Here is an 18,408-nt window from a genome sequence, read left to right on the forward strand (position 1 = left end):
TCTTGCGGAGTTCGGAGGCCCGTGCGTGTGCGAGCCAGCAGCAGAAGGGCCGAGGTTAAAGCGCGACGGCAGCAAAGAACCCACGAGCGTAGCCAGTCTATGCTTTGTCGTCTTCCTGCAGAGATTGTATGTAGGGCCCATTCGCAGCTGACAGAAAGTCGAGCGTCGTTTCGAGGGCCTCGTGCTGGATGTTCGCCGCGTCGCCGAAGCCTTGCAGCCAGCGCATGTCTGGCTCGCGGCGGAACCATGTGAGCTGCCGTTTGGCGTAGTTGCGGTGGCCCTGCTGCGCGGCGCGGATGGCTTCTTCTCGCGTGATCTCTCCGCGCAGTAGCGCGCTGGCCTGCGCATAGCCAAGGGCGCCCATCGAGCGCAGGGCTTCGCCGTACTCTGCGCGAATGGCAGCGGTCTCTTCGACGAGACCACGCTCAAACATGGCGGCAGCGCGCGCGTTGATGCGCTCGTAGAGCAAGGCGCGCGGGGGATCGAGGCCGAGCCGGAGCACGCTGTAACCCTCCAGCGCCTCTTTGCCTGCCGCCCATTGCGTGGTCTGGGGTGCCTGCGCGAGCAGCGTCATCTCGAGCGCGCGAATCACCTTGGGAATGTCGTTGGCGTGGATCGCGGCGGCGGCGCGCGCGTCGAAGCGCGTCAGCAGGCGATGCAGCGAGCCGGGGCGCTTTTCCTCCCGCGCGCGGAGACGGTCGCGCAGAGCTTCGTCGCGCTGCGGTGCCGGGGCCAGGCCTTCGATCAGCGCACGCAGATAAAGGCCGGTGCCTCCGGCGACGATGGGGAGCTTGCCTCGTGATGTGATGTCGGCGAGAGCGATGCGGCCTCGCCGGGCGTAGTCGCCGGCGGTGGCCTCTTCGTTGGGAGCGTACCAGTCGAGACCGTAGTGCGGGATGCGGGTCCGCTCCTCAAGCGATGGCTTCGCCGAGCCGATGTCAAGGCCGCGATAGACGGAGACAGAGTCGCAGCTGAGGATCTCCCCGTTGAGCTGCTCGGCCAGATGAATGGCGAGCGACGTCTTGCCGCTGGCGGTGGGGCCGGCGAGGACGATCAGTGGGGCGGGGATGCTGGCGGTGAGTGACAAGTGAGAAGTGAGAAGTGAGAAGTGGTAAGTGGTGAGTGAGTAGTGGCTAGTGAGTAGTGAGTAGTGAGTAGTGAAAAGCAAAGCAAAAGCAAAAGCAAAGGCAAAGGCAACGGCAACGGCAACGGTAAAGATGAAAGTTGTGATTCAGTTCCGAGGTTCGGGTTTCGGGTTCTTGATATTGAGCGGCCAGCTACCAGATGCCAGCTTTGTCTTCGCTGCTCCTTGTGAATTGTTGTTGTCTTTCACTACTCACTTGCCACTATTCACTTACCACTTACCATCCGCTCTTCACCACTGCCTCCACCAGCCGGAGTAGAAAGCTCGGCCGATGCCTGCACGTGCCAGGCTGGCTAGCAGGACGATGACACCAACCAGCAGCAGGCCGCGGATCATGCGGCGGCGCTCGAGGGCGTGAGCCGCCCGATCCTCGGCTTCTCGTGTGGCGGCGTCGCGGTCAGAGTTCTCGGTCCACGCTGCGGTGAAGTCCGCAACGCCAGAACCTTCCTCAAAGAGGCTGGCCTGCGCCGGTGAGCTGGGATCGAGATCCATCCCGAATAGCTTACGGCCATGCACCCGGCCTGTGACCGGCGAGCTTACGGCTGCTTGTTCACCAGGTAGTGGAAGCGGAGCTCAAGCGGACCCTTCCAGTTCTTGGGCAGCTCCGGGAACTGGCCTTCGCTGGTGATGGAACCCCAGCAGGAGCGGTTGATGGCGTCGTCGTGGGTTGAGCCATCGAGGTGCATCGCGGTGATGCTGCCATCCGGATTGATGGTGAAGCGGATGAGGGCCTCACCCTGCTTGGAGATCGGCGGCTGGGCCTCTTCGGGGATCAGCGGGTACCAGTTGCGGTAGACGTCCGCCATGATCTTGCGAAGGTAGGGGCCGAGGTCCACATTGTTCGGGTTGGGCGAGAGCACCTCGACGCCGCCCATGTTGAGCGGGCCACCGCTGCCGCCGCGACGTCCACCGCCGCCACCAATGGCGTTGGGATTGCGCGCTACGTCTCCGGCCAGGTTGCGCATCGCGTCGCTGGTGGAGGGCGTGTTGAAGCTGGGGTGGGTGCTGGGCTGCGGCTGCGGAGCGTCCGCCACGATGGGCGAGGTCGTCCGCGGGGTCACGGGGGTCGCCGTGACCGGAGTGGGAAGTGACGGCGGAGTTGTCGGCGGAATCGGTGTCGTTGTCGGCGGAGGGGGCGTTTCGGCCGCCGGCCGTGGAGCTTCCGGAGCGGGCTTGGGATTCATCGCCCGCAGCTTCTCCAGTGTCTTGTTGTCGAGCGCTTTCTCAGGGAGCTTCGGCGCAGGGTGCGGCAGCCGGGGAGCGTTGAGAATGGTCAGTTCCTTGTCGTGCAGCGCAGCGGCGGGTGAGACGAGCTGCGGCGCGTGCCAAAGATACTTGGGCCCATAGAAGAGCACCCAGAGGATGACGACCCAGATGAAGAGCGAGATGTAGATCGATTCGCGAAACCGGCCGCGGGCGCGCTCGTCCTCGATGGTGTCGAGGAGGTGCAGCAGCTCCTGGGCCTCGAGATCCCCATAGCGGGCGCTGCGGACGATGACCGGCCTGGAGGGCACGGAGCCATCCGGCGCATGGGGGATGAAGGTGACCGGCTGCTTCGAAGAGGACGGGCGGACCTCACCGTGCTCGTTCGCGTCGTTCTGACCGCCAGACTCCGTGGCCCCATCGGGACCGCCCTGCGGCGTTGTATCGCTCTGAATTCGGTTTGGATCGGTGGGGGTGATAGGCGGCATCGGGTCTTAAGCTCGGACGGATGAACCGTACCGAAGGTTGCGCAATCCTTCGATAGCGAAGCAGCTATGTCCATGGGGTCGCAGCAGGTTGCCCGCGCCTTCCCTCCATTGTCGCATCCCGGGTGGACGCAGAGGCTGCGACGGTGAGCCGCTGGCGGTATCCTTTCCAGAGCATGGTGCAAACTATGGATTCGCACGCAGATACGTCCCAGCCCTCGTCGCTTGACCTCGCGTCCGGCCCTCTCTCGGGCCGCAAGGCCATCGTCATTACCGCCAGCGATCGGTGCTTCGCAGGGACGCAGGAGGATGTCTCCGGGCCGGCGATCGAAACGATGCTGCGGGAGTCTGGCGCGCAGGTCATCGAGCGCATGGTGCTGCCGGACGATCGTCATGTGCTCGAAGAGGGGCTGAAGGCGGCGGCCAGCCATGCAGAGCTAGTGCTGACGACCGGCGGAACCGGGCTGGCGTCGCGCGATGTCACTCCCGAGGCGACGCTGGCAGTGGCCACCCGACTGGTGCCGGGGCTGGCGGAGCTGATTCGGCGCGAGGGCGTGCGGGAGACGCCGATGGCGTCGCTGGGCCGTGGCGTAGCGGTATGTCTGGGAGCGACGCTGGTCGTGAATCTTCCCGGCAGCCCGGCAGGTGCGAAGCATGCGCTGGGAGTGATTCTGCCGTTGCTGCCGCATGCGCTGGACCTGTTGGCCGGGCACACGGACCACGCTCATCAGGGGTGAGAATTGTTGCGCAGGGAGGACGCGATGTCATGCCATGGAAACGCGTTTGCTCTTTAGCCGACTAGAATAGAAGGTCGGTGAAGATTACTCCCATAGCGTTCCTGCACAAGTTCTCGCTCGGCATCCTGGCGGTCATGAAACCGTTGGGTGTGTGGGGCGTTGGTGGTCTGGCTCTGATTGACTCTGCGCTGATCCCGATCCCGGTTTCGATGGACGGGGTGGTGATCGGGTATGTGGCGAGCAACCACAGCCGGTTCCTGATCTACAGCCTGGTGGCGGCGCTGGCCTCGGCGATCGGGTCGCTGGTGCCGTTTTATATCGGGCGCGCGGGCGGCGAGTTCTTCCTGCTGAAGCGGATCAATCGTGAGCGGTATGAGAAGATTCGCGATCGCTTCGAGCGGCAGGAGTTCCTGGCGATCATGGTGCCGGCGATGCTGCCTCCGCCGACGCCGCTGAAGCTGTTCGAGTTTGCGGCGGGTGTGTTCGAGATGAAGCCGCTGCCGTTCGTGCTGGCGATCTTCACGGGCAAGCTGATCCAGTTCCTGGTGTGCTCGCTGCTGACGATCTGGTTCGGCCCGACGCTGATGCATAGCCTGAAGCACGTGATGCACACGCACATGAGCGTGGTGATCGGCGTGGCCGTGGCCATCCTGCTGGCGCTGGTGTTTTACATCGTGCGGAAGCTGTTCGATCGCCGCAAGGGAGAGCCGCTGCCGGCGGAGGAGTAGGGGCGGAATCTTGCATCTTCGCTTTAACGCAACCGCAGGCGGAGGAAGAAGGCTTCGCCGGTGGGTGTGTTTCCGTAGATGGACCTCAGCGCGTCGGGTGTGCGGTAGAAGCTGATCTGCGTGCCGGGTGCGATGACGAGGTGGGGGCCGGCGGCGAAGTCGCGGTCGTAGCCGAAGCTGTAGGCGGCGACGTGGCCGACGCCTTGCTCGTCGAAGCCGATGGGCAGCGGAGCTCCGGGCGTCAGCTCCAACTCGCTGGTGCGGGCGGCGTTCTCGAGGCGCGTCCAGACGTAGTTCTTCGTGAGGAATTTGAAGCGGGCCTCGGCGAGGTAGCTGTTGGCGACCTCGGACGCGCTGGTGGGTGCGAGGGGCTCGGCTTTGGTGCGTCCCCAGACGAACGTGGCGGAGAGGTCGGTGCTGGGCTCGGCGGACATGCCGGGCATGGCGGCGCTGTGCTTCATATCCATGGCTGCCATGTCCATGCCAGCCATGTCGCCGCTCATGTCCATGCTTCCCATAGCGTTGTCACTCGCTGCGTGCTTCCAGGTGTGGTGGTACATGATGCTGGCGGTCTGGCGCTGCTGGTCTTCGGTGGGATAGAGGGCTTCGGGGTGCTGGATGTGGGCGAAGGAGTACTGGCCGGTCCAGTCGGCGGTGGGTGAGACGGTGAGGCGGGTGGAGACGGAGTCGACGTTGTGGCCGTTGGTGGAGGGCTGGAAGTGCCAGCGGTCTTCGGCGGGTTCTCCCCCGTGGAAGCCGGAGAGCTCGACGCGGGCCCAGCGGTAGGTGAGGCCGCCGGTGATGACGTTGAAGGCGATGTGGGTGGAGTCTTCCTGATGATGGCCGAGCGCGGCGAGGGGATCTTCGCCGGCGGAGGCGCGGTGCGGGTAGGCGGTTGGGCCGATGGCGGGGTCGCCGACGGGCGCGGAGTAGAGCTCGAAGAGGGCGCGCTTGCCGAGCGGGACGTCGTAGATGGCGGCGAGTTCCATCCAGAGATCGTGGGGGTGCTGGCCGTCGAGGATGGGTGTGCCGTAGGCGGTCTCGCCCTGCTGAAACAGCTCGGGGTACTCGCGGTTGTGGACGGTGCCGGGCTCGAGCGAGAGCATGGTGCGCAGGGTGAGCGTGCCGGGGCCGACGCGATGCTCGGCCATGGGCATGACCCAGTTGGTGGAGAAGAAGGCGTCGCGGCCACGCTCGGCCTGGCCTGGAACTTTGGCGGCCTGCTGCTGGTTGTTGGCGACGAAGGCGGTGCCGTGGAGCATGAGCTGCCAGCCGTGGCCCGAGGTCATGAGCATGGAGACGGGTGTGGAGGCGGGCTCGATGCTGGTGCCGCTGGAGCCGTGTTGTAGCTGGGCCTCGATGAGATTGCGGGCCTGCATGACCATGGGCGGGGTGGCGGGAGCCGTGGCCATGGAGGGAGCGGCTGCGGCGGAGATGGGCTCGCAGGGGGTTCCCGGGTGCAGCGACTTCATCATCGGGCAGTCCGAGGTGCAGGCCATGGCAGGTGTGGCGATCAGGAGCGCGGCGAGTGCGGAGGGTGAGAGCTTCAACGGGGACTCCTGAAGGGACTGCGTGCAAGGCGGACGGAGATAGGACGCGCGGGAGGGAGGATGGTTGCGATGCCAGGCGATGGGAGATGGCTTCAGGGGGAAAATCGGATGGTCTTCTGGAGACCCGCGACGGCTCATTCGAAACACGAGCGGGCGACGCGATGAGGCTAGCGCGGAAAAGGTCTGTTACTTGGTGTGCATGAAGCGGAGATTGACCACCTGCTGATCCGGAGCTGTAGACTCGGCGTTTGCCGCAAGGAAATTCCTCTGGGAACGCCGGTCATCCGCATCCGTGCGCGTACTAAAGATCGCACCAATGAGCTCTCCTGATTTCAGGCTGAAGAAGACGATGCCGGTCCGACGTTTAGCGAATACGTTGATCTGTTCGATTGTCTCGTCAGCCGGTAGGCTGCGGAGTGCTTGAACCAGGGACTTGAGTCCAACGACTCTCTTCTCATTGAGAGTTGCGTTCACTAGGCGCGCATACCACGTAGAAAGCACTTCTTGAGCAGAATTTACGGGCGCTTCAGAAATCTCAACGTCCTCACTGGAGGCGAGAGCAAGAATCTTCGGTAGCGCAGATAAGGGGCGATCGCCGAGGAGGCGATCAGCAACGCGCTGCGCGAGAAGCCGATGCCGGAGGGTCACAGACGAAGGAACACCTCGCGACTCGGTGTGGTCTGCCGGACTTGAGTTCTCTCGGAGAAGGCTCATGCTTCTATCACCTCCACATCAAGTCTAAACCCGCGCAACAAGACTTCATCTTCTCCGTATTCATCGTCAGAGTAAACCCACTCCCAGGTTGCTTCAGGCATTGGGCTGCCCGTTCTAACACGGAGAACAAGACCTCCTGGGCCATATTGCCGAGCGTGTAACTGGGCAATCTCCAGTCGCCTCGTCCACGATGTGTAAGGGCTCACTTTAGACATACCGCCGAAGTTGTGTTCGCGAGCAGAGATCGTTCCGTCTGGCTTAGCCGGCCGCACAATTCCCCGTCGGGCATCATCCAGAGCCGGATGACGGACGTGGACGCCGCGATACAGATAGACGATCTCATCGCTCATCTTGCTCGGACTGCTCTACTTGAGCTTCGGGTGGAGGTTGGTGAAGCCGGTGGCCTTTGCGTAGGCGTTGGCGAGTGCGAGGGCTGGGCCTTCCGCATAGAGAGGCGCGAGGAAGGTGATGGAGACGGGCGTTCCGGGGCCTCCCCAGGAGGGGACGGGGTCGTTGGCGTCGGGTGGGACGAAGGCGGGTGCGTCGTCGCCGCGGAGGCCGTTGGGGACGATGATGGCGGGCTGGCCGGTGTGGTTGGTGGCGGTGAGCTGCATGCCGCCGGAGGGAGCGACGATGACGTCGAACTGGGCGAAGAGGTCGTGCATCTGCTGCATGGCGAGGGAGCGCGCGCGCTGGGCCTGGATGTAGTCGACGGCGGGGATGAAGCGGGCCTCGCGGAAGCTGTTGGGCCAGTCGCCGGGGCTCTGGCCGGCGAGCAGAGCGTCGCGGCCGGAGGTGGTGAGCTCGTCGAAGGCGGCGGCGCCTTCGGCGGAGAGGATCGTGCCCAGCGCGCCGAAGGGGAAGCTGGGCAGCTCGCACGGGGTGAGCGTGAGGCCCATCGCGCGGAGCTTGTCGAGCGTGGCGCGGTCGAATTTGGCGTCGTAGGCGCGGCGGGCGAAGTAGGTCTTCTCGGACTCAGTCCTCTTGGTACGTTCTTCGGGCGTGAGCCTGGCGAGGTCGTCCTCGGAGGAAGGCTTGAAGACGGGCTCGTCGAAGGCGGACTTGAGGTAGCCGATGCGGAGCTTCCTGAGATCGAGGGAGAAGTCGGCGGAGAAGCCTGCGGGCTGGACGGAGAGGTCGTGGCCGTCGGGTCCCTGGATGACGTTGAGCACGAGGGCGGCGTCTTCGACGCTGCGGGCGATGGGACCGATCTTGTCCATGGACCAGCTGAGGGCCATGGCTCCGGTGCGGGGCACCAGGCCGTAGCTGGGGCGCAGCCCGACGACGCCGCAGCGGGTGGAGGGGGAGGAGATGGAGCCGAGGGTTTCGGTGCCGATGGCGAAGCCGACGCAGCCTGCGCTTACCGAGCTGGCGCTGCCGGCGGAGGAGCCGCTGCTGCCCTGCTGCGGGTTCCACGGGTTGCGGGTGCGCTGGAAGGTGTCGACGCCTCCCCAGAGATCGCCCTGCGCGAGCGCGCCGAGGGAGAGCTTGGCGAGCAGGACGGCTCCGGCGGCGGCGAGGCGCTGGACGACCACGGCGTCGGTGTCGAAGTGCTGGGCTTCATACCCCCCAGCTCCCCAGGTGGTGGGGTAGCCGGCGACGGCGAGCAGGTCCTTGGATCCCCAGGGGATGCCGTCGAGTGGGCCGAGGGGCATGTGCGCGGCGAAGCGGGCGTCGGCTGCGGCGGCCTGCTTGAGGGCACGCTCTTCGGTGTAGGTGATGACAAAGTGCAGCTGCGGATCGTAGCGGCGCAGGCGCGCGAGGTACATCTTCGTGAGGCCGGTGGGGGTGACCCTCTTTGCGCGCAGCAGAGCGCCCAGTTCGGTGACGGTGGCGAAGGCGAGTTGCTCGCTGGCGATGCCGTTGGTTTCGAGGACGCCGGTGTAGCTGGACAGGTCGACGTGGCCGAGGCCGTGGATGCCGGTGGCGGGGTCCTTTTGCGGAGCGCGCGGCGGTATGGGGAGGGTCACCGTGACGGGCGCGACGCTGTTGGGCAGCTTGAGCGAACGGATGCGCAGCCAGGAGTTGCGCTTGCCGACGAGGTCGTTGAGCATCGTCTGCTTCTGCTCGTCGGAGATTTTGATCGCTGCGATGACGCCCGCGGCGTCGATCATCTCGGGTGTGATCATGGGCCAGCCGCGGAGGTCGGAGGGCGAGAGCTGCTGGGCCTCGGCGGTGCTGGAGCTGGACAGCAGGCCGAGCAGGGCGCCGGGGAAGAGCGTGCTGCCGAGGCCGGCGGCGCTGGCGGCCTGCAGGATGCTGCGCCGGGAGACGCCGGGGCGGGAGACCTGCCTGGCTTCGTTGAAGGAGTCCATAGGGGCAATCATCCCATGGGGCGCGGGAGGCATGCAGCTTTTACGTTTGCACGGAAATGGGTATGAGCTAGATTGTGTCCCATGTTCCGTACACAAGCTCGTTCCATCCTTGGTCTTCTGCTGGTTGCTGCCACAATGGTGGCGGCTGTCGCGCAGGATGCGCGCGCACAGAGCCCGGCTGCTTCGACCCCTGCTCCCGCAACGGCGTCTGCAACGGTACAGTTCTTCGGGCGGCTCATCGCGCCGCGTGCGACGTTTGCGCAGGACATGACGCCCGCCGAGATGGCGCTCATGCAGCAGCATGCAGCGTACTGGGCCGATCAGTTCAAGACCGGCAAGGTGTTGCTGCTGGGCCGGGTGATGGATCCGAAGGGCGCCTACGGAATTTGGATCCTGCAAACGGCGAGCGAGGCCGAAGCGCGGGCCATGATCGAGGGCGATCCGACGATCAAGGCCGGGCTGAATCACTACGAACTGACGCCGATGCATGTGTTCCTGCATCGGTGATGCCGCGGCTTACGCGCGCTTGCAGTCGCAGTTGAGGCACTTGTGCTGGGCGCACGCTCCGCAGGTTCTTGCGAGCTCGCGCTTGAGGGCGGCGCGGGCGCGGTGGGCGCGTACGGCCGCGTTGCCGGGGGTGAGTTGGTGGCGCGTGGCGTAGGTGCTCAGCGGCTCTTCGGCCAGATCGACCTCGCGCAGGATCTCGGCGTAGGCGGGGCGCAGCGAGGGCAGCACGTAGGCGATGCAGTGGCAGACGAGGTCGTGGGTCTGGATGCTGGTTGCTGCACCGTGTGCCAGCTCCTGCGTCCAGCGTTCGAGGGCGGAGCTCTCTGTGCTGCGGCGGCGGAAGTGGTCGATGATGGCGTTGCGGAGGACGGCGAAGAACCAGGCGACGGCGGACTCGTCATCGCGCAGGGTGGTGGAGCGCTCGAGGGCGCGCATGTAGGCGGCCTGCAGGATGTCTTCGGCGAGGGCGCGGTCGTCGACGCGGCGGGCGACGAAGGCGAGGAAGCGCGACCGGCGGGTGAGCAGGTCTTCGAGTTTCGCGTTCGTGGCCATCGCAGAGGGAATGAGGGGCTTGCGGTCCGCGAGAGCTTTGCCCCGGCGGACCGCAGTCTCTGTTAGCAGCATGGCAGATTCGGCACAGTGCCGGGGCAGTTGCAGTCGGGGCAGGTGCAGGTGGGGCCGCAGGCGCAGTTGTTGCAACGGGTGGTCATGGCGTGGATCTCCTTCGTGACTCGGCTTCAGGCCGTTCGTCGTGTAGGAAGACGCAGGCGGGTGCGGGACATTACACCTGGGAGAGATGCTGCGCCTGGTACGTACGGGGAGACGTCTTTGGAGCCGAATACGTTACTGTTGGCGGCGCAGCCAGCTTCGGGCGGAGTCTGCGAGTGTCACGACGGCTGCGCCCAGCATGATGGAGTCCTTGATGATCAGCCGTCCGCCGCCAGCGAGATAGGGGAAGCCGTGCGTCGAGGAGCCTATGGCGGGAACCCACACCTCCGGCGTTGTCACGAGAAACGATAACGTTGTGAGCGCCATTCCGATAAGAAGGAAGCTGCCGATGGCGGAGAGCTGCGGTGCAAACGGGTAGGACGCGATGAGGAGGCCGATCAGGATGATCACGACGCCCAGGCCATAGGAGACGGGGTAGGTGCGGTTGGCTTCGTTCCACTGATGATGCGCGGGGATTACTTCGCCTTCCTTGTTCATGTAGTGGCGATACTCGGGCGCGGGAGAGCGATAGATGAAGCTCATGACAGGGCTGTTGGCGACGAGCGGGACGATGCTATCCGCTTCATAGTCGGCGAACTTCAAGCCACCGATCCAGAGCAGCACGACGACCAATGCAAGGCGCAGCAGGCCCATACCGAAGCGGTCGAGCCGCGCTGCCTGCTGGAAGATACGTGTGACGGCGGATTGGTTGGCAACCGTTGCGGTGGTAGCAGATGGGGTAGACATGACGACGTTCCTTTCGGTGTAACTTCGACTTACAGCTGGACCTGGACCACCGGGAAATCGATTACCGGATCGGCCAGGCGATTGGCGTAGTTGGTCATGGTCATCAGCGCAATGTTGGCGATGATCTCGATCATGAGTCCGTCGTCCACACCGGCTTCGCGAGCTGCTGCCATGTCCGCGTCGGAGACCTGTCCACGCTGCTGCATGGCCTTGAGTGCGAACGTTGCGATGGCGTTCTCCAGCGGATCGTCGCTGCTGGCGGTCCGGGCCTGACGAATCTGTCCCGGAGTGAGTCCTGCCATCCTGGCGGTGGTGCTGTGCACCGAAAGGCAGTATTGGCACTCGTTGCTCTGCGAGATGAGCAGGGCCAGGATTTCGCGCTGGCGGGCGGTCAGACGCCCCTTTTGCAGCGCTGCCGAGAAGGCAAGGTATCCCTCGAGCGCGACGGGCGACTGGGCCATGGTGGCATAGGCTTTGATCACTTTGCCCGACCTGGCTTTGATCTGCGCCAGCAAGGCGGCGATCGGGGAATCTGGTTCAGGAGCGGTGACGGGGGAAATGCGAGGCATCGTGGATCTCCGTTTCTGTCTGCCCCACAGGGGCCAACAGGAAGATCATGCGCCTCCGTGCGAGACTCATTGAGCTCGATAGTAGCTTTACGATACCCGTCCGTCTCAATGGATCAGCTCTCGCCCTTTTTCGCCCGCTTCGCCCTCTCGGCCCGGGTCTTCTACTCCGGGCAGCTCTGCGGGATCTCCAGTGATCATGAGAGCGAACGGGCGGGGCACCTGCACGTTCTGCGAAGCGGCACGCTGCGGATCGTGAGGCCAGGCAAGCCGATGCAGGTGATCTGTGAGCCGAGCGTGCTGTTCTATCCGCGGCCGATGCGACACCAGTTCCAGGCGAGCGAAGAGGATGGGCCGGAGCTGGTCTGCGCGCAGATCGAGTTCGGCGCGGGCCTCCTGAATCCCCTCGTATCGTCGCTTCCGGAGCTGCTTCTTGTTCCGCTTGCCTCGATGCGTGAGCTTGCGCCGACGGTGGAGTTGCTGTTCGCGGAGGCCTTCGGGGAGCGGTCGGGACGGCAGGCCGCCGTGGACCGGTTGGCCGAGTACTTCCTGGTGCTGCTGCTGCGTTCCGCGCTGGATCATCAGCAGGTGCAGGCGGGGGTGCTGAGTGGGTTGGCTGACCCTCGGCTCAGCAAGGCCATCACCGCGATGCACGAGCGCCCCGAGCACGCGTGGACGCTGGTGGAGCTGGCGCGGCTGGCGGGGATGTCGCGTCCGCAGTTTGCGGCGCGTTTCCATGAGGTGGTGGGAGCGACGCCGTTTGATTACCTGACCGACTGGAGGATCGGCGCAGCGCAGGCCCTGCTGCGCAAGGGCGAGCCGCTGAAGATGGTGGCGCCCGCGGTGGGATATGCGGGTTCGACCGCGTTGAGCCGGGTTTTTTCGAAGCGGATGGGAGTCGCTCCGATGGAGTGGCTGGCCCGGAATCCGGTGTAAGACGGGAGCGGTTCGATCTTCCCGGGAAGATCGAACCGCACACCCATTTCTGCAGGTGGAAGCATCGAATGAGCGCCGCTCTGAGGCACGGCTGGAGCGCTAGTAGTCGAAGTCCGCGGCGGCGTCGCCGGCGCCTACGACGGGCTGGGCTACGGACTTGCCGTCCTGCTTGTAGACGATGCCGCCCTTCATCACGAACTGCATGTGCTCCATCGTCGTGATGTCGGCGAGCGGATCGCCCGAGACGGCGACCAGGTCGCCGTAGCAGCCGGCCTTGATGCAACCGGCTTTGCCGGTCATGCTCAGCAGGTCGGCGGCGTTGCGGGTGGCGGCGAGCAGCGCATCGGTCGGTGTCATGCCAGCCTTCACCAGCAGCGCGAACTCATGGGCGTTGGCGCCGGCGGAGGTATCGGTGCCGAACGCGACCTTTACGCCCGCCTTGTAGGCGTCGTGCAACATGCCGGCCATCAGCGGGGTGACTTCGATGGCCTTCTGCGCGGCGGAAGGGTTGAGCATCTCGGGATGATGCAGCGCGGTCTCGTGGACCTGGTCGGCCACCAGCAGCGTGGGCACGAGGTAGGTGCCGTGCTCCTTCATCAGCTTGAAGCTTTCGGCGTCGGCCCAGGTACCGTGCTCGATGGAATCGACGCCGAGGCGCACCGCGTTGTCGATCGCGGCCTTGCCGTGCGCGTGTGCTGCAACCTTGAGCCCGAGGTTATGCGCCGTGTCGATGGTGGCCTTGATCTCCTCGTTGGTCATGGTTTGGACCTTGGGGTCGTCGCCGATGGAGAGCACGCCGCCGGAGGGCATGATCTTGATGACCTCAGCGCCTTCGCGGCGATGCTCGCGCACGATCTTGGCGAACTCTTCAGGGCCATCGGCTACGCTGCCACCCCAGGTGGAGTTGGTCCAGGTGGGGTCGATGCCGTTCTTCGGATCGCTGTGACCGCCGCTTACGCTGAGGGGTTCAAGAGACACGATGATGTGCGGGCCCGGAATCCAGCCGCGGTCGATGTCATGCTTCAGCGCGAGGTCCAGCCCGCCGCCGGAGCCCATGTTGCGCACGGTCGTGAAGCCTTCTTCGAGCAGCTTGCGCGCCATCACACCTGCGCCGATGGCGTTCTCGAACGGCGACACGGTGAGGCGGGACTGGAAGACGTTCATCGCCAGGCGCGGGCCGCCGCCCATGTGCTTGTGCACGTCGATGAGGCCGGGCAGCAGGGTGTCGGCGCCGAGGTCGATGACGGTGGCTCCGGGAGCGGAGGTTGTGCCTTCGGCGACGGAGGTGATCTCGCCGTTGGTGATGGTGACGGAGACCGGGCCGGTGAGCTTGCCGCTGATGCCATCGAACATATGCGCCGCGTGGACGACGATGACCTTCGCGGGCTTCGCGGGCGCCTGCGCTACGAGGGTAAGAGAAGAGGCGAGCAGAACGGCAAGCGTAGGACGCAGCGTCACGGGGGCTCCTGAAGGAGGGATAGAAGTGGGGAACTGTGATTGAGGATACGACGGGAGGGGGTTGAAGGACTCCGTGAGCTCTTGAGGCGGCATAGAGCATTTTCCCTGTTGATGGGTCCCCCGATAAGGGCGTGCAGTGGCGTTTTCTTTGGGGAAAACGCCCATGACGATCAATGCGCTGGGCTACACCTACAGGGAAAATGCTCTAGCCCGGGTCCCTTGAGGGACCCGGGGCACCCAGTTTGTCTCAAGGGTGGCGGTGTAACAGTCATCCTGCGAACCCACATCTCAAAATCGAGATGTGGGGCACCCGATTTCTGGGCTGCAAATACACAAAGCCCGGCCAGATGGCCGGGCTTTGTATCGCGTGGATCGACGTCGTCTAGATGTCGAGGTTCTTGACGTCCAGGGCGTTTTCTTCGATGAACTTGCGGCGGGCTTCGACATCTTCGCCCATGAGGGTGGTGAAGATCTCTTCCGTCGCGGCGATGTCCTCGAGCTTGACCTGCAGGAGGGTGCGGCGGGTCGGGTCCATGGTGGTGTCCCACAGCTGGGTCGCGGTCATTTCGCCGAGGCCCTTGTAGCGCTGCACGTCGTAGCCCTTCTTGCCCTGCTCGATGACGTAATCGAAGAGGTCGATCGGGTTGGTCTTCTCAACGGGGTCCTGGGCCTCGCGACCCTTGCGGGGCGCAGGCCTGGCCTCAGCCGTAGCGTCGGGAGCGGCGGCATCGGGTGCGGCAGCTGCGAGCTCTTCCGCCTCTACGGCGGCGGCCTCGTCAAGCTCCTCCTGCGTGGGAGCCGCTTCGGTCCTGGCCTTCGCGTCCTTGCCCTGGTACTCGATGAGGAACGGTCCCTGGAGCAGGCCGCCCATGTCCGCGTGCTTGAGCAGCAGCTGGCGGCCTTCGGGGGTAGTCGCCAGCGTCCAGTCGATCTTGCGCTCGGCGCCCTGGGCATCGGTGAAGCTGAGCCAGTAGAGATTGTGCTCCTCGTCCTTGGTGACTTCGCTGATGGCCTTGAACTGGTCGCGGCGCTCGATGGTCTTGAGGCGGTCGCGCAGGGCCTTCAGCTTGTCAGGCGTCTCGAACTCGGCGCGACGCTCTGCGTCCTTGCCCTTGTGGGCGAAGGCCTCGATGAAGAAGCGGGTGACGTCGTCGTTGCGGAGGCGCTTGGAGAGCTTGAGGAAGTAGGTCTTGTAGTCACTGAGTGCGGACATGAAGTGCCGCAGCTCGCTGCCCTCGAGCCTGGCGCCCGCATCGCCGTAGCGGATGCTGAGGCCTTCGCTGGCGCGGCGCAGCATGATCTTCTCCAGCTCGCGATCGTCCTTGATGAACTGCTGGAAGCGGCCCTTCTTGATGGAGTACAACGGCGGCTGCGCGATGTAGACGTGGCCGCGGTCGATGAGCTCGCGCATGTGACGGAAGAAGAACGTCAGCAGCAGGGTGCGGATGTGCGAACCGTCGACGTCGGCGTCGGTCATCAGGATGAGCTTGCCGTAGCGCAGCTTGGCGATGTCGAAGTCGTCCTTGCCGATGCCGCAGCCGAGGGCTGTGATCATGGCGCGGATTTCCTCGTGGCCCAGCATCTTGTCGTAGCGGGCCTTCTCGACATTGAGGATCTTACCCTTGAGAGGAAGGATGGCCTGGAACTTGCGGTCGCGGCCCTGCTTGGCGGTACCGCCGGCCGACTCACCCTCGACGAGGTAGAGCTCGCACATCTCGGGACGGCGCTCGGAGCAGTCGGCGAGCTTGCCGGGAAGTCCGCCGCCATCGAGCGCACCCTTGCGGCGGGTGAGATCGCGGGCCTTGCGGGCTGCCTCGCGGGCGCGGGCGGCGTCGATGGCCTTGTTGATGATCTTCTTGGCGACCTGGGGGTTTTGCTCCAGGAAGGCGCCGAGGCGCTCGTTCACGAACGCCTGCACCTGGCCGGCGATGTCGGAGTTGAGCTTGCCCTTGGTCTGGCCTTCGAACTGCGGCTGGGGCAGCTTGACGGAGACAACGGCGACGAGACCTTCGCGGACGTCATCGCCGGAGAGGTTCTCCTTGACATCCTTGAAGAGCCCAAGCTGCTGGCCGGCCACGTTGATGGTGCGCGTGAGCGCGGTGCGGAAGCCTGAGAGGTGGGTGCCACCGTCGACCGTGTTGATGTTGTTGGCGAAGCTGAAGACGGTCTCGGAGTAGGAGTCGTTGTACTGCAGCGCGATCTCCATGACGAGCTGGCCGACTTCGGCCTCCATGTAGATCGGCTTCTCGTGCAGAACCTGCTTGCCCTTGTTCAGGTGCTTGATGAACTCGGCGATGCCACCGATGTACTTGAAGGTCTGCGACTTGATCTCGCCCTTGCCATCGACGGTGCGCTCGTCCGAGAGGATGATCTCGATGCCCTTGTTGAGGAAGGCGAGCTGGCGCAGGCGGTTGGCGAGCGTGTCGTAGTTGTACTCGTGAACGGTGAAGATGGACTTGTCGGGCAGGAAGTGGACCTTGGTGCCCTTGCGCTTGCTGGGGCCCATCTGGCGCAGCGGGCTGATGGGGTCACCCTTGGAGAAGTCCATCTCCCAGGCAAAGCCATCGCGCCAGATCTCGACGTCGAAGGCCTCGGAGAGGGCGTTGACGCAGCTGACGCCGACGCCGTGCAGACCACCGGAGACCTTGTAGTTGGAAGCATCGAACTTGCCGCCGGCGTGGAGCACGGTGAGCACCACCTGCACCGCGGGCAGGACCTCGCCGTTGGGCATGGTCTTGTTGTCCACGGGGATGCCACGGCCGTCATCGACGACGGTGATGGAGTTGTCGACGTGGATGGTGACTTCGATCTTGGTGGCGTGCCCGGCGAGGGCTTCATCGACCGAGTTGTCGACGACCTCATAGACGAGGTGATGCAGTCCCTGCTCACCGGTCGAACCGATGTACATGGCGGGACGCAGACGGACGGCGGCCAGGCCTTCGAGGACGGTGATGTTTTCGCCGGTGTAGCTGCCCTCAGCGGGCGCGGCCTTGGGGGCCTTCGGGGCCAACGGATCCTGGGGATCCGGCAAAGTGGGTTGGGTGGACAATCGAACTCCGGCAGACGGCGGGGTGTCGTGGCTCGGGAGACGTCCGCGACGATGCGGTGTTTGAGCCAGGGAAGGGGCCGCCTGCAAAGGGTTTTCCCTGTGCTAATTTTACCACGCCGCAACACAAATCCGGGGCCTGCAAAACTCGCGCGCACCCGCGAAAAATCTATGGTTTACGCTCCTGCCGGGGCATCGGCCGGGAGCGCTTTGGAGCGACTCGCAGCGTCATCCCCGGGGGCTGGCGTTTCGGCCCTCGACCAGAAGGTCAGCAGCACCGCCGCGACAGCCCATCCGAGCAAAATCTCCGGAAGGTAGACCTCCTGCCAATAGACCCAGGAGATGGCCCAGTGGATCGCCAGAAACAGCGGAACGGCCCAGATTGCCCTTCGGGAGCGCACCCAGGAGGACTGGCCGGACTCCCCGATCCAGGACGGAAGGACGACGAAAAACAGCGGCCACGCGTACCCCATCAGTCGGGGAACTCCCGTACCCAGCAGGGGACCAAGAAGGAAGTAGGCCGTACCGTAAATGGTCGCGAAACGGAGCATCGTAGCGTAGCCCTCGGTCCTGGCCTCTGGCGCCGCCGGACGGCTGCGACGCCTCCACAGGACGAATGCCGCCAGCAGGGGAAGGAGTCCGAACTCGGTGAGTCCGGCCATCAGGGTGATCCGGGGCAGCGCTGGATTGAAGCCGCAGAAGCCAACTGAATGGATCGAGCCCAGGTGAAACGCGTGCTGCCAAACCGGGGTGCCGCAACCGTAGTTGATGTTGTTCCACAGCTCGACGCCGAAGAGGTTCTGCGCGGTGTTCCATGGCACCTTGAGCAGGATGTACACCGATTCGGGCAGGTGCTGCGGATTTCCCGGGCTGGAGCGAGAGAGGTAATGCACGATCCCCGCCCCGCCAGCGGCCGAGGCGATGGCCAGCAGGCACCCACGCAACCGCAGCGGACGCCAAGCCGCCAGCAGCAGGCAGGCCAGCGTCAGCGAGGTACTCTCGCGGGCGACCATGAGGGGGAGCATCCAGAGGGCGGCGGCTACCCAGAGCTCGCGCTCCAGCAGAATCAGAAAGATGGCGAGCAGCGCCGCATAGAAGAGGTCGGGCAGCACCATGCCCAGCATGGTGTCGGGCATCATGGGAGCGACTGCAATCGCCACCAGAACCCACCAAGGGGCCCGGGATCTTCCGGCCAGGGCGAAGAGAACGCCGACCAGGACGAGCAGGGAGGCGGTGGCTTCGATCTCGAAGCCACGGTGCGCGTCGATGTGAAGCAGGGCATCGAGGCCGCGCACAATGAGGGGCCCAAGCTGGCGTGAGGCAAACGGCTGCACCAGCCCTGCGGCATTCCCACGGGCGATTGAAAGGTACGACCAGATGTCGGCCATGTAGAACGGGCTGCGGTAGTGGAGTTCCTTCCACGCCGCATACCCCGAGCCCGCGAGGGTCGCGAGCGCGATCACCGCACCCCTGAAGCGGGGCGCGAGGTTGCCGATGGGGGCGGAGATCCAGCCAGCCCTGGCTGGATCTCCACTCACCTCTGGCTCGCCATTTCCTGTTTGCC

Annotated in this window: 16 protein-coding genes; 4 read left to right on the forward strand and 12 right to left on the reverse strand. The window is 64.7% G+C overall.

Annotated features, from left to right (window positions below; all coding sequences use genetic code 11):
• Window positions 1–97 precede the first annotated feature (97 nt).
• From miaA to C4S68_RS14370, 3 genes are all read right to left on the reverse strand, one after another.
• On the reverse strand, window positions 98–1,087 hold the full coding sequence (gene miaA / locus C4S68_RS14360; protein WP_235011605.1) for a tRNA (adenosine(37)-N6)-dimethylallyltransferase MiaA: 990 nt from the start codon (window positions 1,085–1,087) through the stop codon (window positions 98–100).
• 288 nt (window positions 1,088–1,375) lie between these two features.
• Window positions 1,376–1,636, reverse strand: coding sequence for a hypothetical protein (locus C4S68_RS14365; RefSeq protein WP_103933789.1), 261 nt, complete (start codon window positions 1,634–1,636; stop codon window positions 1,376–1,378).
• A gap of 44 nt (window positions 1,637–1,680) precedes the next feature.
• Entirely contained in the window at window positions 1,681–2,835 is a 1,155-nt protein-coding gene (locus tag C4S68_RS14370) for a TonB C-terminal domain-containing protein (protein ID WP_103933790.1), read from the reverse strand.
• Window positions 2,836–3,020: 185 nt separating this feature from the next.
• On the opposite strand from C4S68_RS14370, the gene C4S68_RS14375 reads away from it, so the two are divergent.
• On the forward strand, window positions 3,021–3,569 hold the full coding sequence (locus tag C4S68_RS14375) for a MogA/MoaB family molybdenum cofactor biosynthesis protein (protein WP_103933791.1): 549 nt from the start codon (window positions 3,021–3,023) through the stop codon (window positions 3,567–3,569).
• 77 nt (window positions 3,570–3,646) lie between these two features.
• Window positions 3,647–4,297: a YqaA family protein gene (locus C4S68_RS14380; protein WP_103933792.1), complete on the forward strand. Its 651-nt coding sequence runs from the start codon at window positions 3,647–3,649 to the stop codon at window positions 4,295–4,297.
• Window positions 4,298–4,320: 23 nt separating this feature from the next.
• Here the strand turns inward: C4S68_RS14380 and C4S68_RS14385 are convergent, their stop codons facing one another.
• The 3 genes from C4S68_RS14385 to C4S68_RS14400 all read right to left on the reverse strand — a co-directional run bounded on the left by C4S68_RS14385 (window position 4,321) and on the right by C4S68_RS14400 (window position 8,876).
• The gene (locus C4S68_RS14385; protein WP_146072152.1) at window positions 4,321–5,847 is read right to left on the reverse strand and encodes a hypothetical protein; all 1,527 of its coding nucleotides are present in this window, start codon (window positions 5,845–5,847) and stop codon (window positions 4,321–4,323) included.
• A 186-nt stretch (window positions 5,848–6,033) separates the two neighbouring features.
• On the reverse strand, window positions 6,034–6,561 hold the full coding sequence (locus tag C4S68_RS14395) for a hypothetical protein (protein WP_103933795.1): 528 nt from the start codon (window positions 6,559–6,561) through the stop codon (window positions 6,034–6,036).
• Window positions 6,562–6,926: 365 nt separating this feature from the next.
• On the reverse strand, window positions 6,927–8,876 hold the full coding sequence (locus tag C4S68_RS14400) for an amidase (protein WP_103933796.1): 1,950 nt from the start codon (window positions 8,874–8,876) through the stop codon (window positions 6,927–6,929).
• An 81-nt stretch (window positions 8,877–8,957) separates the two neighbouring features.
• On the opposite strand from C4S68_RS14400, the gene C4S68_RS14405 reads away from it, so the two are divergent.
• Complete coding sequence (locus C4S68_RS14405; RefSeq protein ID WP_235011606.1) at window positions 8,958–9,383, forward strand: YciI family protein; 426 nt, start codon at window positions 8,958–8,960, stop codon at window positions 9,381–9,383.
• 9 nt (window positions 9,384–9,392) lie between these two features.
• Here C4S68_RS14405 and C4S68_RS14410 read toward each other — a convergent pair whose 3' ends face one another.
• The 3 genes from C4S68_RS14410 to C4S68_RS14420 form a co-directional block, all read right to left on the reverse strand.
• Entirely contained in the window at window positions 9,393–10,007 is a 615-nt protein-coding gene (locus tag C4S68_RS14410; protein WP_235011607.1) for an RNA polymerase sigma factor, read from the reverse strand.
• Between the two features lie 219 nt (window positions 10,008–10,226).
• The gene (locus C4S68_RS14415; protein ID WP_103933797.1) at window positions 10,227–10,838 is read right to left on the reverse strand and encodes a DUF417 family protein; all 612 of its coding nucleotides are present in this window, start codon (window positions 10,836–10,838) and stop codon (window positions 10,227–10,229) included.
• A 29-nt stretch (window positions 10,839–10,867) separates the two neighbouring features.
• Complete coding sequence (locus tag C4S68_RS14420; RefSeq protein ID WP_103933798.1) at window positions 10,868–11,407, reverse strand: carboxymuconolactone decarboxylase family protein; 540 nt, start codon at window positions 11,405–11,407, stop codon at window positions 10,868–10,870.
• A 108-nt stretch (window positions 11,408–11,515) separates the two neighbouring features.
• On the opposite strand from C4S68_RS14420, the gene C4S68_RS14425 reads away from it, so the two are divergent.
• The gene (locus C4S68_RS14425; RefSeq protein WP_103933799.1) at window positions 11,516–12,340 is read left to right on the forward strand and encodes an AraC family transcriptional regulator; all 825 of its coding nucleotides are present in this window, start codon (window positions 11,516–11,518) and stop codon (window positions 12,338–12,340) included.
• A gap of 99 nt (window positions 12,341–12,439) precedes the next feature.
• Here C4S68_RS14425 and C4S68_RS14430 read toward each other — a convergent pair whose 3' ends face one another.
• The 3 genes from C4S68_RS14430 to C4S68_RS14440 all read right to left on the reverse strand — a co-directional run bounded on the left by C4S68_RS14430 (window position 12,440) and on the right by C4S68_RS14440 (window position 18,382).
• On the reverse strand, window positions 12,440–13,798 hold the full coding sequence (locus C4S68_RS14430; protein ID WP_200821563.1) for a metal-dependent hydrolase family protein: 1,359 nt from the start codon (window positions 13,796–13,798) through the stop codon (window positions 12,440–12,442).
• Between the two features lie 382 nt (window positions 13,799–14,180).
• Window positions 14,181–16,847 (reverse strand): DNA topoisomerase (ATP-hydrolyzing) subunit B, encoded by a 2,667-nt coding sequence (gene gyrB / locus C4S68_RS14435; protein WP_103933801.1) that lies wholly within the window; start codon window positions 16,845–16,847, stop codon window positions 14,181–14,183.
• Window positions 16,848–17,020: 173 nt separating this feature from the next.
• A complete protein-coding gene (locus C4S68_RS14440; protein ID WP_103933802.1) occupies window positions 17,021–18,382 on the reverse strand; it encodes a hypothetical protein in 1,362 nt (453 codons plus the stop codon).
• Window positions 18,383–18,408: the final 26 nt, after the last annotated feature.

This window comes from Bryocella elongata, from assembly GCF_900108185.1.
GTDB lineage: Bacteria > Acidobacteriota > Terriglobia > Terriglobales > Acidobacteriaceae > Granulicella > Granulicella elongata.

What these genes read in the sequence shown, in the direction of transcription:
- C4S68_RS14365 (WP_103933789.1), bottom strand. Translation starts at nt 1,636, where the DNA reads ATGGATCTCGATCCCAGCTCACCGGCGCAGGCCAGCCTCTTTGAGGAA.
- C4S68_RS14370 (WP_103933790.1), bottom strand. Translation starts at nt 2,835, where the DNA reads ATGCCGCCTATCACCCCCACCGATCCAAACCGAATTCAGAGCGATACA.
- C4S68_RS14375 (WP_103933791.1), top strand. Translation starts at nt 3,021, where the DNA reads ATGGATTCGCACGCAGATACGTCCCAGCCCTCGTCGCTTGACCTCGCG.
- C4S68_RS14395 (WP_103933795.1), bottom strand. Translation starts at nt 6,561, where the DNA reads ATGAGCCTTCTCCGAGAGAACTCAAGTCCGGCAGACCACACCGAGTCG.
- C4S68_RS14400 (WP_103933796.1), bottom strand. Translation starts at nt 8,876, where the DNA reads ATGGACTCCTTCAACGAAGCCAGGCAGGTCTCCCGCCCCGGCGTCTCC.
- C4S68_RS14405 (WP_235011606.1), top strand. Translation starts at nt 8,958, where the DNA reads ATGTTCCGTACACAAGCTCGTTCCATCCTTGGTCTTCTGCTGGTTGCT.
- C4S68_RS14410 (WP_235011607.1), bottom strand. Translation starts at nt 10,007, where the DNA reads ATGCTGCTAACAGAGACTGCGGTCCGCCGGGGCAAAGCTCTCGCGGAC.
- C4S68_RS14415 (WP_103933797.1), bottom strand. Translation starts at nt 10,838, where the DNA reads ATGTCTACCCCATCTGCTACCACCGCAACGGTTGCCAACCAATCCGCC.
- C4S68_RS14420 (WP_103933798.1), bottom strand. Translation starts at nt 11,407, where the DNA reads ATGCCTCGCATTTCCCCCGTCACCGCTCCTGAACCAGATTCCCCGATC.
- C4S68_RS14425 (WP_103933799.1), top strand. Translation starts at nt 11,516, where the DNA reads ATGGATCAGCTCTCGCCCTTTTTCGCCCGCTTCGCCCTCTCGGCCCGG.